We start from the raw sequence: 15,799 nt of genomic DNA, 5'->3' as shown, positions 1-15,799 counted from the left end.
TCTTTAACCCGAAACTTGGAACTCATAACGCATCACTCATGACTTAATCTATCAATTACTGACTTCCGACTCTTGACTATCGACTATAATACAAGTACAGGATACAGATAACAATGGCAATGCCGTGCTACCTCCAGACAGGTCAGGTCCGGTGCTACGATGCGGCCGGCCGTGAGATCTCCTGCGCAGGAAGCGGCCAGGATGCCGAGTTTCAGAAAGGCATACCATGGCCGGAAGAGCGTTTTGCGGTCAAGACAGCGGTTGTTCTGGACCGCCTGACCGGGTTAATATGGAATCGCAATGGAAACCCGGCCGGGTTTCCATTGCCGTGGGGGGAGGCCCTGGACTTTGTAGAGGCTATGAACGGCGAGCGTGCCTTGGGGGTTACGGACTGGCGGCTGCCCAACCGGCGGGAGCTGCGCAGCCTCCTGAGCCACCAGACCAGGAAACCTGCCCTGTCCGATGGCCACCCTTTTACCAATGTCTTTCCCGGCTGGTACTGGACCTCTACAAGCGCGGCCATTAACCCCGCCTATGCCTGGTATGTGCACATGGAAGGGGGCCGCATGTTTTACGGCCGGAAAGATGAGTATCATCTCCTCTGGCCGGTGCGGGGAGAAAGTAGTGTTCTGCCGGTTACAGGGCAGAGGCGTTGTTTTGATGCAGAGGGTCGGGAGGTCGGCTGCGGCGGCCAGGAGATGCCTGCGGTCTTTCGTGGGCAGGACGGGGAGATAGAATCCGGCTGTCCCTGGCCTGTGCCCCGCTTCGACGTCCAGGGTGAAACGGCTATAGACCGCCTCACCGGGCTCAGATGGATGCGGAAGGCGGATCTGGCCGGACGCGGAGTGGCCTGGCCGGATGCCTTCAAGGCGGTAGATTCGTTAAACAAGGTTGGCCTGGGCGGTAGCAGCCAATGGCGTCTGCCGAATATAAACGAACTGGAATCGCTTGTAGATTGTTCGGCACACGGCCCGGCCCTTCCTTCCGGCCATCCTTTTGGAGAGGTACAGGAGGTGTACTGGTCATCCACGACCAGTGTATTCGAGCCGGACTGGGCCTGGGCGCTTTATTTGCATAAAGGAGCAGTAGGGGTAGGCCATAAAGAGGCCGGACATTTTCATGTCTGGCCGGTATGCGACCTGCCGTAGGCGGCACAAATTTTTGCAGCCTCGCGCCGCAATACATCCCAAGAAATCCTCCGGCAGCCATTTCAAATATATTTCCCTTTCCAAAATCAAGCCGCATAAAAAATCACACAGGCGGCGGATTTTTATATTCACGGGTTGTTTGTATATGATAAGCTGAGCAACAAAGAGGGGTAGTCTGTATATAGAGATACCCGTGCCTTTTGGATACCTTGGAATAATTGCTGGGCAATCGGCAAAAAACTGCTTTGCATAGAGCCATTCAGTGACAGGAAACCCGACTCAATTCCTTAAAGGAGCACGAACATGACATCCCTCAGAAATATCTTCCTGGCCTTCTTCAAAATAGGCACCTTTTCCTTCGGCGGCGTCTATTCCATGATTGCGTTTTTCGAGCGCGAATTGGTCGAACGGCGTAAGTGGATTACCCATGATGAGTTCATAGAAAGCTTTGCTCTCGGCTCGATGACCCCTGGCCCCCCCATCGTCAACACGGGTATCTGCATCGGCTACAAGCTGCGGAAGCTCCGCGGAGTGCTTGCCGCCACACTCGGACAGGCCTTTACCGGGACGGTACTCGCTATTATACTGGCGGCCTTCTACCTCCAGACAAAGGATAACCCGCTCCTCCAGTCGGTGATGAAGGGCGTGGCCGCAGCGGTGGTTGGACTCCTGGGGTCTATCATCTATAAGATGGCAAAGAAGCTGGTCACCGGCTATAAGAGCGTGGCGTTGGCAGTTGGCGCCTTTGGCGCGTTGGCCATTTTTAAGCTTAACCCCATCGGCATCATCCTGGCGGCTGGTGTTCTTGGCCTGATTCTCAATTGGAGGCGCTAAGATGGAAATACTGAAGCTTGCTGCTATCTTGTTTGTGATAAACGGCCTGACTATCGGCGGTGGATATGCCATGGTGCCGTTGCTTCAAAAAGAGCTGGTAGAGAATCACCATTGGCTGACGAACAAGGAATTCATCGACGCAATCGCCATTGGCCAGGTTACACCGGGACCGCTTACGGTCATGAACGCCTTTATGGGTTTTAAGGTCGGGGGCCTGCCTGGGGCGATCATAGCCATGGTGGCCAGCTACCTGCCGAGCATCATCATTGTCACTCTGGTAACGAGACACTACCTCCAGTACAAAGAGTCATGGATCGTCAAGGGCTCGTTCGCAGGGATCAAACCGGCGGTAGTAGGGCTGTTGGCGGCTGTACTCATCTTTCTGGGAAGGAGTTCCATCACCGACATACCTCTGGGAACCATAGCCGTCGTAAGTTTCGGACTCATCACCTTCACCAGGATCGATCCGACCTTCATCATCATCGGTTCCGGCATCCTGGGGGCATTCCTGTTCTAAGAGTGTTGGCACGGTACGCTGTGCGCTTCTTGTCAGACCCAATCCACCATCTATTTTTGGCTCTTTATTATTTCAAGAGGGTATTTTCCCTTCCCTTGAGAGGTTGTGTCGCAATCTCACAACGTATTGCAATCATAGAAATTGCCATGCTCCCTTTGGCCGCTCGCCATGGCAAATAAGGATTATGACACGGTCTCTGATGGGAGGGGATTAAGGGGAGGGTGAAAAATGTCGGAGTCGTATTAATTCAACAAAAAAAGCCGTCCGCCTGAGGCGGACGGCTTTTTCGTGTTACTAGGCGGAACAGTTTACGGGGTCAGGATAATGCGGAACATGGCGGCCGTTTCCTTGTCCATGGCACGCGTGGTGTCGGTGCCTCCGCTTTTGGCCTCATCAGTGTACATCGAACCCTCGGTGCTCTTGCAGTGGTTGATATCGAGCATGACTCGGCATTTGGGGTTCCATATCCAGCGCACGCCGCCGGTTATGGAGTAACCTTGTCGGCTTCCTTGCAAGACGGCGTTTGTTGTAGCTCCTGTACCGTCGCTAAACAAGGCATCCGAAGTGGTATGGAAGGCGTACCTGGCCAGAATCTCCCAGGCCCCCCAGGTACCTTCCTTTAGACTGAAGTTCTTCTTGGGCTTGGGCTGTCTCCAGGAGAAGAAGACATCCTCAATCTGTTTCTCCTCTCCGGTCAGGAAGTAACTTATCCACACCTGGTGGACGTCGCTATGGTAGCGGTCTCGCAAATTCTGTATAACTGCATAGGGGGAAGTAGAATTACGAACTGTAATATCTTCCCATTCCACGCGGTTAAATTCGTAGCTGAATGCGGTCGGCCCGCAGATCCAGTGGAGTTCGCCCCCATAGCGTTTACGCTTATCGAGGTCCAAACGGGTCTGTCTCCACCGATACCACCGGGATTCATAGTTTTCCGTCCGGTTGGTGGCCTCACCCCGTATGGTCCTGATGGACTGGATACCGTCCTGATAGCTTCCGGCCAGGTGCAGCCCCTTCAGGTAGGGATATTCTGCATCCTTAAAGGGTACGAGCAGGAGCCGCGCCACGTAGTCCTTGTTATTATCGTAGTCACCCTGATTTACATCTACGTCCACACCGGTGCCGGTGAAGGCGGCCAGGGTGGCCTGGATTTTATTGCCCAGGAAGTTTTTCTGGACCCGGATGCCCCGATCAAAGAACGGGCTGACGGGCGTACCGGTGGCATACTCCACAAAGTTTACGTGGGCCTCTTCGGTCAGCCAGTCGGCCCCGCCGGAAGGTATCTTGAACTGCCCGATCTGGAAGCTGAGATCCGGATTGGGCTTGAACATCCAGTAGGCATTCCGGAGGTAAGGGCTATCGGCCATCTCGATCTGGAGGCGGAAGATGTGCTCCAGATCGCCCCGGTAGTGGTAGCCGCGCATATCGTAACGGGCGCGGCGTATATCAAAACCGCTGGCGCTGCGGCCGGACTCAAACTGCCGGTAGTCGAAGTGGAGGACGCCCCCCAGTTGCAGCCTGAATTGCTTGTCCGGGGTCTCGATATTAAAGCCGTCCCTCCAGTAGGAGATAGCCCGGGTCTTCTTATCCTCTTTTAGCTGGGCCTCTTCTTTTTGTATCTGGGTGGTTACCTTCTCTGCTTCCTCGAGTTTCTTCTCGAGAGTCTTTAGCCTCTCCTGAAGGCCCTTCATGTCATCCAACTGTTTCTTTATGGCCTTCATTTCCTCCAACAGATCCTGGTTGGTCTCAGCCATGGCCGGCACGTGCCAAGCCAGAAAGACCACCAATACTATAAAAATAAAAAATACCCTCCTCATCTATCGCCTCCCTTTTCATAAAATTAAGTTTTCAAAAATTACTTCGGAACTAAGCCTATACTCAAGTCATCCCCCCTTTCTTTTAGTTAGCTTTCTGCCAAGCCGGTAAAAGTTAGGCTTCCACCGGCCAAAATGAATCTCGACTCACAATTGTTTTTGCAATAAATATGCCTATATTCTTTTTAACAACAGAGCCCAAAGAGAATAACATTAAGAATCATTAAGTAGGACAAACGTCCCACTTGTCCTGCGGATGGGGTTTCTAGATAAACCTTATCTAACCCTTGTTATTAAATAAATTATCTGCGTTACCGGTGGTTACTTTCTGAGGGGTTATTTTAAAATGTCTTGGAATCGACGTTTGTTCCCCGCATCAGACGATGGAGATACTGCCTTTTCAGCCCTAATTCCTTTGCTGCGCGGGAGCCAGGGATACCTGGCCCGGCTTCGAGATATCTGTCACCTGCGGGGTGTCACCTGTCCGATGGCAATTGCGTCAATGGACTCCTTGTTGGTCAGCCAATGGTGATTATGTACCAGTTCTTTCTGCAGCAGAGATACCATGGCATATCCACCGCCGGGATTAAGCTTAAAAAGGGACAGCGCGGCAAAAACGCCGTCCGAAGATTTTGAGATGGAGGATATAAGCCGCCCCTACACGCTGGATTAAGCTTGATAAATTCGCCGGATATGCATAAGATGACAGCTATAACACTGGGTAAGGGGCCGGTTATCAGAGCTAAGAAGTTTCTCATTATTGCCGTAGGCGTTTTCATTCTTGTCTCCGGCATCATCGGTTATCTGGGCTATAGCGCCAATCAGGAGATTGAAAAAACCGTAACGGATCAATTCAATCGGCAGCAGCTACTCCTGGCGCGGAAGATAGCCCATGATATCAATAACCACTTTAATTTTCTCGATACCATCTTACGGCGCATCAATCAGTTCTGGCAGCGGGGCGGAAGGAATATGGAGGCGATAAAGGGGGATATCACCTCGTTCTTTCCGCTGCTCAGGGGCTGGGATGTCCTGGCGATTGTGCATTTCGGCCGGGACGAAAAGTTCCCTGTGGTTTTTACCGAGCAGGGATTTACCGGCGCGGAGGGATTAGGAATCTATTATGACGATTACCGGCGATGGGGCGATCGCCCGGAACACAGAGACAGCATAATAATCGGCCGGACCTTTCGGGCGGAAAAAGGTATTTTTAAAGGCAGATGGCTGATGCTAATGGCCACGCCCACCTGGAAACGTGCCGCCGGACAAAAGGGCGTTCCGGCCTGGAGGTTTGAGGGCCTGACTTTTATTGTCGTTGATCCTATAGGGATCGCGCAGCGCTATACCCGGGGCGTCCGTTCGGGTGCGACAGGCTACGGATGGGTGGTTGATGACCGGGGGATTTTTCTGGCGCACTACGAGCAGACCTTTGTTGGCGAGGATTCCTTTACCGTCAGACAAAAGAAGAACCCGGATATCTCCTATGCGAGGATAAACCGGATCGTGCGAGAGTATCTGCTCAAAGGCAAGGAAGGAACGGATTGGTATATCTCCGGATGGCACCGCGGGGTAACCGGTGAGATGAAAAAATTATTTGCCTATAGCCCTGTTTTCCTATCCAAAGAGGATCGGGGCAATCTATGGTCAGTGGGGGTGACCGCCCCCGTAACCGAGGTCTATGGAATCATAGAGTCGGCCATCATAAGACAATGGCTGATTGCAGGCATCTTTCAATTAATAGTATTTTCCTGCCTGGGTGTGGCCATTTATCTTTCCCTGCGCTGGTCACGGATTCTGGCTGCGGAGGTTGACGCCAAGACTGCTGACTTGAGGCTTTCTGAGGCGGAGGTGCGGCAGGAGAGGGATAAGGTCAAAGAGAGTATGCAAAAACTCATCGAGATGCAGGAGAGGCTTGTCCGTTCGGAGCGTTTTGCGGCCATAGGAGAGGCGGCTGCTTACCTTTCGCACGAGATAAAAAATCCTTTGATGCTTATTGGTGGATTCGCCGGCCAGGTAGAGAAATCCCTTTCAGACGATGATGCCAACCGGGAAAAATTAGGGATAATACAGGCCGAGACCAGACGTCTGGAGTTGATGTTGGCGGAGGTCAGAGACTTTACGCGTCCGGCCAGGCCGCAAAAGGAATTGCAAAATATCAATTCAGTCATTGAAGACACGTTAGCCCTTATGGAGAACAAAATGATTGATAAGGGCATTGAGTATGAAAAAGCCTTGGATGACCGCCTGCCGGACGTACTCTTTGATCCTCAGCAGGTCAAGCAGGTATTGATTAACCTCATCAAGAATGCCATTGAGGCTATGCCGGAGGGTGGTAAACTGGTTGTCTCGTCCGGGCGTGAGGGCGGGCAGGTTAAGGTTGCAGTCCTGGATAGCGGTATGGGTATGCCCCATGAGGTGGCCAAGAAGATATTCGATCCATTTTTTACGACCAAGAAAAAGGGAACTGGGCTGGGACTCGCTGTTTCTCGCAAGATCATGGAAGACCATGAGGGTGAAATCTCTGTTCAGAGCGAAGAAGGAAAGGGGACCAAGATTACTATTGCCTTGCCGATTAAACCGGTTAATATGGAAGCACGCTAATATCCGTAGCTTGAGCGCAGGCGATTACTGCGGTTTAAAATAACCGGCTTTAGTAATAAGGGTTATATACCGATCCCTATTTTAAAAGTGTATCATGAAATTTTTTGGTTCTAAAAAATCTGAGCAGATGCCGCATGAGGCAGAAATAGAGGATCTACGCCTGGCCATCGATAAGGCGCACATGCCTGCCGAGGTGCAGGAAGTTGCCCTCCATGAGTTGAAAAAACTGTCCAAAATGGGACAGATGACCGCCGAATATGGCATCATACTGAACTACCTGGAGTATCTGATCTCCCTGCCGTGGGATAAGACAACTGAAGACAATTTAGACCTTGCCCGTGCCGAAACGATACTTCACCAGGATCACTACGGACTTGAAGATATAAAAGCCAGGATTCTTGAGTACCTCGCCGTCCGGGTATTGCGATCTAAGATTAAATACCGCATCCTGGTGGCCGACGAAGACGAGAACGTCCGTAGAAATTTGCAGGATATGCTCGAAAAGGAAGGCTACACTGTGGTTACTGCTACCGATGGAACAGGGGCCCTCCGGTTAATCGAGTCTTCTGAGTTTGATTTAATATTGGCTGACTTAAAGTTGAAAGGTCTCGACGGCCTGGCGTTTCTGGAAAAGGCCAAGGCTACCTGGCCGGAAACCGAATTCATCATGATGTCCCGGTATGCTATTCTCGACTCTGCTGTAGAGGCCATAAAAAAAAGCGCCTTTCATTACCTGTCCAAACCCTTTAACACGTCGGAATTACAAGAAACCGTTAAGAACGCCCTGCAAAGAAAGATGTGCGTCCAGGATACAAAAAGCCCCATTCTTTGTTTTATGGGACCGCCGGGAACCGGAAAGACTTCCCTCGGCAGGTCGGTGGCACATGCCCTGGGACGCAAATTTGTCCGGATTTCCTTGGCCGGCATGAAGGATGAGGCTGAAATCAGAGGCCACCGCCGCACCTATGCCGGAGCAATGCCCGGACGAATTATCCACGAAATTCGCCGCGCCGGGTATAAAAACCCCGTGCTTATGCTGGATGAAATAGACAAGATAGGTCAGGATTTCAGGGGCGATCCGGCATCTGCTCTCCTTGAAGTACTCGATCCCGAGCAGAATGATAAGTTTACAGATTATTATCTCGATGTCCCTTTCGATCTTTCAAAGGTCATATTCATCACCACGGCCAACACCGCTGATGGTATCCCCGGGGCGCTCCGTGACCGCCTGGAGATAGTGAAACTTTCCGGTTACACGGAAGAGGAGAAAAAAAACATTGCCACGCGATATATTATCCCGCGTCAGATCAGGGAAACCGGCCTAACGGCCTATCCGCCGGAGTTTACAGATGTGGCTCTATATAAAATTATTCGTGAATATACAAGGGAAGCGGGGGTACGTGACTTAGAGAGACAAATTGGCTCTATTTGCCGAAAGATGGCGCGGGCGATTGTTACAGAGCCAGGACATAATATGTCTCGGCGGACCATATTCCCGGATTCAATTGAGCATTACCTTGGGCCACGCAAGTACCTGTTCGAGGCCACAGAGGCCAGGAACCGCGTCGGCGTAACGACCGGACTGGTCTGGACGGAGGTCGGTGGTGATATCATCTTTGTCGAAGCTACCAAGATGAAAGGTCGCAAGAAGCTTATTATGACCGGCTCGCTTGGCGAAATTATGCAGGAGTCCGCCCAGGCGGCTCTCAGTTATATACGGTCCAATGCCTGTATTTTTAATATCGCAGAGAATTTCTTTGACTTCCAGGACATCCACATCCATGTTCCAGCGGCCGCTGCACCTAAGGAAGGGCCATCGGCCGGGATCACTATAGCCCTGGCCCTAATCTCCGCACTCACTGAAAGACCGGCCAGGCGTGACGTGGCCATGACCGGAGAGTTGACCCTAACCGGCCGGGTCTTACCCGTGGGGGCCATCAAAGAGAAGATACTGGCTGCGCGGAGGGCCGGGGTAAAAGTGGTCATTCTGCCCCAAAAGAACAAAGTAGACGTGGATACGCTGCCGGCTGGCGCAAAAGATGGGATTAGGATTGTCTTTGTTGATAACCTTACAGAAATTGTAGATATAGTCCTGGAGTAGGTTCGGTTGCCGGTCGCCGGACGATTATAGTGAATGTCAGTAGTCAGTAGTCCTTTGTTACTGGCAAAAGATACCAATAGAGCCTCCATTTAGTCATTTGGACTTTGAGCTTTGGAATTTGTCATTCTTCTGACTCCTGACTTCCGTCTTTCCCCTCCTGCCCCCTGTATTCTATAGCTTGTCTCCTTTTAGTTTCACCTGTCACCTGGTATTTTCAAAAAACCTGCCGTAAGTTTCCCGCGCAGGGTTTCTTATTAACATAAATCAAATTATTACAGTTAGTTATACTTATGTCCATAACCAGACAAATCTGGCACGAATCTTGTTATTAATATAAACAAAAGCTGGTTATTTGAGCATTGCGAACCCGGCGGGAGATAAACCCTGTCAAAAATATCAACTAACAGAGGAGGATGCCATGAAAGGATTAATTAGAAGATTTGAGCAGTGGATGGTGGCGATTACTTTTGCTGAGGTCGGAGAATTCGATACGGCAAGGGAGATCATGAACGAACCAGATCAACCTATGGACGTTCCTAGAAAGAGGCGGACAGATACCCCTTATATCCAGGCACAGCCGGGACGGTAATGGAGTTTAAAGCACACCCAATGGCTAACTGCTTCGCCTGGGCGGTTTTCCGATTAGCCGGTTTCAGGGATAGACCGGCTAATCGGGTGAGGATTAAAGTTAAAACGGGGAAGATCGGTTTTGATCTGCTGAACAGCCATATCCAGTGCCGGAGCAGACGTTAACTTTAAGAAGGCGTACCGGACGGTTGACTTGCCTCTTTCCTTAATCTGATGTTCTCTTTTTGTAACCGGCGATACCTCATAACCCTTTCTATTGTGAGCAGGATATGCTCCTTGCGGAAGGGCTTGGTTATATAGTCAAAGGCGCCATTTTTCATCGCCTCAACTGCCGATTCAATGGTTCCATAAGCGGTGATGACGACAAACGGTATCTCCAGCCCGCTCTTTTGAGCCTCTTCGATGATCTCCATCCCATCCTTTTCAGGCATGCGCAGGTCTGTGATTACCAGGTCGAAATCCCCCCCGGCAATTAATCCGGGAACTTCCAGAGGATTACTTGTAGTTGTTACGTTATAATCGGTTTTGTCAGTGATAATGACCTCAAGCAGTTTAAGCATATCAGGTTCATCATCCACAATCAGAATTTTCTCGGTCATGATGTCTTTTCCTCCAACTATAATGAGTTCTCCTATCTATCAAAGGAGCACAAGAAAGCAGGCAAAGACACGATAAAGGTCGTCCCTTTTTTGTCACCTGCCTCCTCCGCAGTCTTTGTTATGAAGTTAATCGTTCCTCCGTAACCGTTGACTATATTGTAGGAAACCGTGAGTCCCAGACCAGTCCCTTCCCCTGTCCTTTTGGTAGTAAAAAATGGATCAAATATCTTTGTCCTGGACTCTGGCGGGATACCACAACCGGTATCAGAAAAACATATCCGGACCAAATTATTATCCGTATCAAAGGCAGTAGAAACAGCCAGTTCTCCCCCACCCGGCATAGCCCCTATGGCATTGTTTATCAGGTTGAGGAAGACCTGCTGAACCTGTGTGGGATCCGCCTTGACTTTAGGCAGATCAGGAACCAGGTCCAGGTTAACCTTGATTTTTTTCATCAGAAGTGTGTTCCCAACTACCTTAATGATATTTCCCAGCTCCTGGTTGATATCCGTAAGATCCTCGGCATACTCGGAGGCGCGGCTAAAACTCAAAAGCTGCGATACGATCCTTTCGCATACCTGTGACTGGTGGATTATCCTTTTTAACATATCATGCCGCTCGTCTCCGGGAGGACATTTTTCCAACAGGACTTCGGAGAACCCCATGATAATAGCGATCGGATTGTTTATTTCATGGGCCACTCCGGCAGCCAGTAGTCCCAGTGACGCGAGCTTCTCGGTGTTGGCCATCTGACCGGCCATCTTGTTTTGCTCGGTAACATCGCGTGAGATGCCAAGCAGGGCCCTTACCGCCCCAGTTGTGTCCTTTATAGGGATTAAGTGGGTGCTAAACCAGTATTCTTTCCCTCCGATCTCGGCCCGATGTTCGAGGTCCCCGGGTTCCCCAGCGTCAAATACCCTATGGATGGTCGCCAAGGTTAATTTATCGCAAACGCACATTTTGAGAAAATTCCGCCCTTCAATGGACCCGGGCGGGACACCGGACAGATTACCAGAAAGAAGGTTTATGGCATAACGGTTGATGGAAATGATATTTCCATCCCTGTCCAGAGAATAGATCATGTCCTCAGCATTCTCTACTAACGACCGATAACGTTCTTCAGATCTTTTCAGGCTCCGTGTTTTTTCCTCTACTTCCTCGGAAAGCTTCTTTTCCCAGCGCCGCTCGTACATAAAAGCGGTCAGCCCTATCATAATGATGGATAGGACAATCACGCCATGCATAACATGTAGCCGCGTCAGATCCTTCTTAATGACCTCTTCTACTTCACTTATCGGGGCGACCACAGCCACCGACCAGGAAGGCCGCGACCCGGGATGACCGACAATTACCGGTGTGTAGGCGATCAGCTTTTCTATAGGACCTTTGGTCTCCCGATGCCAGCCGGAAATATACCAACTGGTTCCCTCCCGGCCCGCGAGCATCCTTTCCTTTTGAATGCGATGGATGCGGACAAAGGATATTTTAGGCGCTTTTTTCGGGCGCACCTCAAATGCGTTCGCACCCATGAACTCTGCCAGTGGATGATATAAGAAGACCCCGCGGTCATCGATCACCCAGGCATAGCCGGTCTCTCCTGAACGGATATCCATTACAATCCTTTTTACGAAGGTCGTAATATCCAGGGTAACCTGTGTTATCCCGACGAAATTCCCCGTGGGCACCGGATGCGCTTCATCGATCGACTCCTGATAGGTGGGTATGCTCATGGTGAGAAGCAACCTTCCCGGATAGCGCTCCTCATCCCAAAAGGCATTGCTGATGAAGACCTTGTCTTTATTGTCTGTTACCGAAGCAAGCTCAAGCGTATCTCTTATACCCGCCCTGTGACTAAGATCCAAAATGGAGTGTTTCCCATGGTTATCGACGGAATACTCCTTCTTTCCATCCTGATCGATGCGGGAGATCAAGAGGACACCGCTTTGCTTCAGAACAGACATGGTTATCTCTATCCGCCTCGCCCATGCCACGGATTCAAGATACTGGATGGAAGGAGAATAGTTTAACACCCGCAGCTCGTCGCAAATAAGTTCAAGGTTATTCTGTAGTTGCCGCGCTGCGTACCGGGCAAGGAGGAGTTGCTGTTGATTGAATTGCTCCACCGCGATCTTTCGCGTCCGCTTCTCTAAAAAGATGCTCAAAAAAAGCGCCCCGCCGAGTAATAAAACCATAGCCGCATAGACAGCAATGGCTATACTCTTCCCTCTATAGGGGGAAGTGGTTTTTGGGGTAGTCGTCATAGGCTTAACTTGCGATTATCTATGCAGTTCAATTTGAAAACCAAGGCGATGTGTGGTAAAAGGTGACAGACTTAAGCAAATTATTAATTACTTAAATTTCTTTATTAGTCAAGGAGATATTGGTGCTGGAGTTATGAAACACTGCAAACGAAAAAGAGTCGCCCACTTTGAAGAAATCTGTCGTGCCTTAATTGATGGGACAGAAGACCTGATCTATATTCTGGATCGCAAGGGCCGCTATACCTTTATCAATCCATGGATGGCCCGATTCCTTTCCAGGGACGTCGAACAGATTATCGGCCATTCCCTTTTATCATTCATGCCGGAGGTGGATGCCCAGGAACAGATCAGGTTAATCGACCAGATATACGCCGGCACAAAGAGTGTCAAAGCGGAATTTACTATCCGGAAAGGAGACGGTGCCTTCTTGTTCAGCGCCAACCTGGTACCCATCAGAGATGAAAAAGGAGATGTATGCGGCGTCCTGGGCATTGCCAGAGACATCACCGAGACCCGTAATTTTGAAAAACAACTGATAACCACCGAAAAACTCGCCTCGCTGGGCACGCTGGCCGCGGGAGTGGCTCACCAGATAAATAACCCCCTGTCGATTATCCTGGGCTTTTGTGATCTCTTGCTCGAAAAGACAGATACGGAGAGTCTAATTCATCGGGACCTTCGGACCATTGAACGTCACGGGCTGTACTGTAAGAAGGTGGTGGAAAATCTTCTCGGCTTCGCACGCATTGCGGAAGGAGACGAGGTGTCGGCAGATGTCAACCATGCCCTGGAAATGATTCTGGGTATAATAGACCATACCCTGCTCATCCACGGCATTACTGTGGAGAGAGACCTCGCCCCTTCTCTTCCCCTGATCTGTGGAGACACCAAACAACTTCAACAGGTTTTTCTGAGTCTGATCACCAATGCTGTTGAGGCTATGAAGAACGGGGGGGCGCTTGGCATCTCGACCGGGATGGACGGGTCTTCTCACGTCTTTATCCGTATTTCAGACACCGGGGATGGCATAGACGAAAAATGCCTGGATAAGATATTTGATCCCTTTTTCACCACCAAACCGGAAGGCGAAGGGACGGGATTGGGCCTTTCTGTAAGCTATGGAATTATACAAAAGTACGGTGGGAATATTTCCTGTGAAAGCAAAACTGGCAAGCCATCGGGGACTAACTTTACCATAAAGTTGCCTATATTCAGAAGGAGCACAAGATGTCAGAACGGATATTGATCGTGGATGATGAGTCCGATATGCTGGAACTTCTCCGAAGGATTGTAGAGAAAAACACCGCCTATGAAGTCTTGACCTGCTCTAATCCGCTGGCCGTTATGGACTTACTGAAGGAGAACCCGTGTGCACTAGTCATTTCAGACCTTAAGATGCCGGGGATGGATGGCATTAGTACCCTCGAACAAGTCAAACAATTAGATGAAAGCACAGCGGTCATTATCATGACCGCTTTCGGTACGATCGAGACTGCAATTGACGCCATGCGCAAAGGGGCCTTTGACTATATCACCAAACCTTTCCGCAAGGAGAAGATTCTCGTCACCATTGACAAGGCCCTCGAATGGCACCGACTACGTACTGAAAACGAGCGCCTAAAGCAGAAACTCGAAGAAACTATGCAATACGGGACGATCATTGGATCGAGTCCGATTATGAAGCAGATTTATGAAAAAATCAACCAGGTTGCCAAGACATCCGCGACAGTCTTGATTACCGGGGAGAGTGGTTGTGGGAAAGAATTAGTGGCGAGAGCCATCCATGCCCAGAGCCTCCGTAGTAATTATAAAATTGTCCCTGTAAGCTGCTCCGCCCTCCCTGAGTCTTTGATTGAAAGTGAGCTTTTTGGACATCTGAAGGGGTCCTTTACCGGTGCGATAAGGGAACACAAGGGCCTGATCGAAGAAGCCGAAAACGGTACACTATTCCTGGACGAAATTGGTGACTTAAGTCTGCTTATCCAGGTCAAACTCCTTCGTGTTATCCAGGAAGGAGAATTCAAAAAGGTCGGTGATAGCAAGATCACTAAGGCCAACGTCCGCATCATATCGGCCACCCACCGGAACCTTCTAAAAATGATCAAGGAGAGAACCTTCCGGGAAGACCTCTATTACCGTCTTAATGTCATCCATATTCACCTGCCTGCGCTACGCGACCGCAAGGAAGACATCCCTATCCTTGCCCACTATTTCCTGGCTAAATACAGCAGCCTCAATAACAAGGACATCAAGGGCTTCTCTCCGGGGGTGCTCGCCGCTTTAAAGTCACATGACTGGCCCGGCAATATCAGACAACTGGAAAATGTGATCGAAAGGGCTGTGATACTCTGTTCAGGCAACCGGCTCGACACGGAAAATCTGTTTTCCGCCGATTCCGTCTCAGGGCCGCAAGAAACCACAGACGCGGTTCTTACCCTTCCATACAAGGATGCCCGGGAAAGATCGATCGAAGAATTTAACCGCCGCTATATTTCCTACGTCCTGGCCCGGCATTCGGGCAACGTATCCCGGGCTGCCATGGAATCCGGATTAAAACGGCAGTACCTGCACCGCCTTATGAGAGACTACGGCATCCATTCGGCCGGTTTTAAGGCCGCGCAAGAATAATAACTATCCGAGACTATCTCCCTCCTTTTTTGGGTACCCCGTCCATTTTTTATATCAACTGTCATCTGAATGTTTCACTTAAATCCTTAACTCCACTTCGGTAGGGATACTACCGCTTGTTTATTATTACGCTATAACAACAAGATAAGAAAAATATACCTTATTTTGTCATGATGGCACAAGTGTTGAATATGGAAGCGGGCAGATGGGAAAGGGAATACCAGATGGTTGAAAAACGTATGCGGGAGATTATGTCGGAAGATTTTTTGACTACTGCTAAATCTCAGACTCTCCCGGAAGCGATTAAGATGCTTTGTAGTGTCCGCGGAAAGCGTGCTGTGCCCGGGGCCATTGTTGTTTTTGACCAGAATCAATCTTTCTGGGGGCTGCTTACCCTGGAATGTGTTCTTGAAAGCGTACGCCCGTCTTTTATGAAAAGTTCAAACCAGCGGGGCGTGGTAACCTGGAACGGTATTTTGCTGGAGTCATGTCAGAAACTGGCCGGGCTTAAAGTAGAAGATGTGGCAGATAAGGAAGTCCCCCGCCTTGAACCTGAGGACAGATTGATCAAGGTTATCCACCTGTTTCTCAAAACCAACCGCCGGGAATTACCCGTATTAGAGGACGATACCGTAGTGGGCCTGGTGGATGTAGGCAGGATAATCCAGGAGATTAATGAGCTGATTACCAAATTTTGTTAGGGGAGAT

The 15,799-nt window shown here is 50.1% G+C and carries 13 protein-coding genes; 9 read left to right on the top strand and 4 right to left on the bottom strand.

From position 1 onward, the window contains the following. Positions 1-113: 113 nt before the first annotated feature. The 3 genes from RDU59_06485 (at position 114) to RDU59_06475 (ending at position 2,499) form a co-directional block, all read left to right on the top strand. The gene (locus tag RDU59_06485; protein MDQ7838122.1) at positions 114-1,148 is read left to right on the top strand and encodes a DUF1566 domain-containing protein; all 1,035 of its coding nucleotides are present in this window, start codon (positions 114-116) and stop codon (positions 1,146-1,148) included. 303 nt (positions 1,149-1,451) lie between these two features. Then, complete coding sequence (locus RDU59_06480; GenBank protein MDQ7838121.1) at positions 1,452-1,982, top strand: chromate transporter; 531 nt, start codon at positions 1,452-1,454, stop codon at positions 1,980-1,982. A gap of 1 nt (position 1,983) precedes the next feature. Then, positions 1,984-2,499 (top strand): chromate transporter, encoded by a 516-nt coding sequence (locus RDU59_06475; GenBank protein ID MDQ7838120.1) that lies wholly within the window; start codon positions 1,984-1,986, stop codon positions 2,497-2,499. Between the two features lie 308 nt (positions 2,500-2,807). On the opposite strand, the gene RDU59_06470 is transcribed toward RDU59_06475, so the two are convergent. Together RDU59_06470 and RDU59_06465 are read right to left on the bottom strand one after the other, a co-directional pair. Next, positions 2,808-4,316: a porin gene (locus tag RDU59_06470; protein MDQ7838119.1), complete on the bottom strand. Its 1,509-nt coding sequence runs from the start codon at positions 4,314-4,316 to the stop codon at positions 2,808-2,810. A 459-nt stretch (positions 4,317-4,775) separates the two neighbouring features. Beyond that, complete coding sequence (locus tag RDU59_06465) at positions 4,776-4,880, bottom strand: hypothetical protein (GenBank protein MDQ7838118.1); 105 nt, start codon at positions 4,878-4,880, stop codon at positions 4,776-4,778. Between the two features lie 135 nt (positions 4,881-5,015). Between RDU59_06465 and RDU59_06460 the strand changes: the two genes are divergently transcribed. From RDU59_06460 to RDU59_06450, 3 genes are all read left to right on the top strand, one after another. Then, positions 5,016-6,914, top strand: a complete 1,899-nt coding sequence (locus RDU59_06460; protein MDQ7838117.1) for an ATP-binding protein — start codon at positions 5,016-5,018, stop codon at positions 6,912-6,914. A 94-nt stretch (positions 6,915-7,008) separates the two neighbouring features. Beyond that, positions 7,009-9,015: an endopeptidase La gene (lon, locus tag RDU59_06455; GenBank protein ID MDQ7838116.1), complete on the top strand. Its 2,007-nt coding sequence runs from the start codon at positions 7,009-7,011 to the stop codon at positions 9,013-9,015. 418 nt (positions 9,016-9,433) lie between these two features. Continuing rightward, a complete protein-coding gene (locus tag RDU59_06450) occupies positions 9,434-9,604 on the top strand; it encodes a hypothetical protein (protein MDQ7838115.1) in 171 nt (56 codons plus the stop codon). A gap of 166 nt (positions 9,605-9,770) precedes the next feature. Here RDU59_06450 and RDU59_06445 read toward each other — a convergent pair whose 3' ends face one another. Next, positions 9,771-10,202: a response regulator gene (locus RDU59_06445; protein MDQ7838114.1), complete on the bottom strand. Its 432-nt coding sequence runs from the start codon at positions 10,200-10,202 to the stop codon at positions 9,771-9,773. Between the two features lie 32 nt (positions 10,203-10,234). After that, the gene (locus RDU59_06440) at positions 10,235-12,463 is read right to left on the bottom strand and encodes an ATP-binding protein (protein ID MDQ7838113.1); all 2,229 of its coding nucleotides are present in this window, start codon (positions 12,461-12,463) and stop codon (positions 10,235-10,237) included. A gap of 133 nt (positions 12,464-12,596) precedes the next feature. On the opposite strand from RDU59_06440, the gene RDU59_06435 reads away from it, so the two are divergent. From RDU59_06435 to RDU59_06425, 3 genes are all read left to right on the top strand, one after another. Then, a complete protein-coding gene (locus tag RDU59_06435; protein ID MDQ7838112.1) occupies positions 12,597-13,709 on the top strand; it encodes an ATP-binding protein in 1,113 nt (370 codons plus the stop codon). Beyond that, entirely contained in the window at positions 13,691-15,091 is a 1,401-nt protein-coding gene (locus tag RDU59_06430) for a sigma-54 dependent transcriptional regulator (protein ID MDQ7838111.1), read from the top strand. Before RDU59_06435 ends, RDU59_06430 begins: the two co-directional genes overlap by 19 nt. Positions 15,092-15,282: 191 nt before the next feature. After that, positions 15,283-15,792: a CBS domain-containing protein gene (locus RDU59_06425; protein MDQ7838110.1), complete on the top strand. Its 510-nt coding sequence runs from the start codon at positions 15,283-15,285 to the stop codon at positions 15,790-15,792. The last annotated feature ends 7 nt before the right edge of the window (positions 15,793-15,799 follow it).

This window comes from Thermodesulfobacteriota bacterium (assembly GCA_031082315.1).
GTDB lineage: Bacteria > Desulfobacterota > QYQD01 > QYQD01 > QYQD01 > QYQD01.
The sequence above is the reverse complement of the archived record's forward strand: the minus strand, read 5'-3'. Positions and strand labels throughout refer to the sequence as shown.

Excerpts from the sequence above, each read along its gene's own strand:
- RDU59_06485 (MDQ7838122.1), top strand. The coding sequence starts at position 114 with ATGGCAATGCCGTGCTACCTCCAGACAGGTCAGGTCCGGTGCTACGAT.
- RDU59_06445 (MDQ7838114.1), bottom strand. The coding sequence starts at position 10,202 with ATGACCGAGAAAATTCTGATTGTGGATGATGAACCTGATATGCTTAAA.
- RDU59_06430 (MDQ7838111.1), top strand. The coding sequence starts at position 13,691 with ATGTCAGAACGGATATTGATCGTGGATGATGAGTCCGATATGCTGGAA.
- RDU59_06475 (MDQ7838120.1), top strand. The coding sequence starts at position 1,984 with ATGGAAATACTGAAGCTTGCTGCTATCTTGTTTGTGATAAACGGCCTG.
- RDU59_06465 (MDQ7838118.1), bottom strand. The coding sequence starts at position 4,880 with ATGGTATCTCTGCTGCAGAAAGAACTGGTACATAATCACCATTGGCTG.
- RDU59_06435 (MDQ7838112.1), top strand. The coding sequence starts at position 12,597 with ATGAAACACTGCAAACGAAAAAGAGTCGCCCACTTTGAAGAAATCTGT.
- RDU59_06480 (MDQ7838121.1), top strand. The coding sequence starts at position 1,452 with ATGACATCCCTCAGAAATATCTTCCTGGCCTTCTTCAAAATAGGCACC.
- RDU59_06460 (MDQ7838117.1), top strand. The coding sequence starts at position 5,016 with ATGACAGCTATAACACTGGGTAAGGGGCCGGTTATCAGAGCTAAGAAG.
- RDU59_06450 (MDQ7838115.1), top strand. The coding sequence starts at position 9,434 with ATGAAAGGATTAATTAGAAGATTTGAGCAGTGGATGGTGGCGATTACT.
- RDU59_06425 (MDQ7838110.1), top strand. The coding sequence starts at position 15,283 with ATGGAAGCGGGCAGATGGGAAAGGGAATACCAGATGGTTGAAAAACGT.
- RDU59_06470 (MDQ7838119.1), bottom strand. The coding sequence starts at position 4,316 with ATGAGGAGGGTATTTTTTATTTTTATAGTATTGGTGGTCTTTCTGGCT.
- lon (MDQ7838116.1), top strand. The coding sequence starts at position 7,009 with ATGAAATTTTTTGGTTCTAAAAAATCTGAGCAGATGCCGCATGAGGCA.
- RDU59_06440 (MDQ7838113.1), bottom strand. The coding sequence starts at position 12,463 with ATGACGACTACCCCAAAAACCACTTCCCCCTATAGAGGGAAGAGTATA.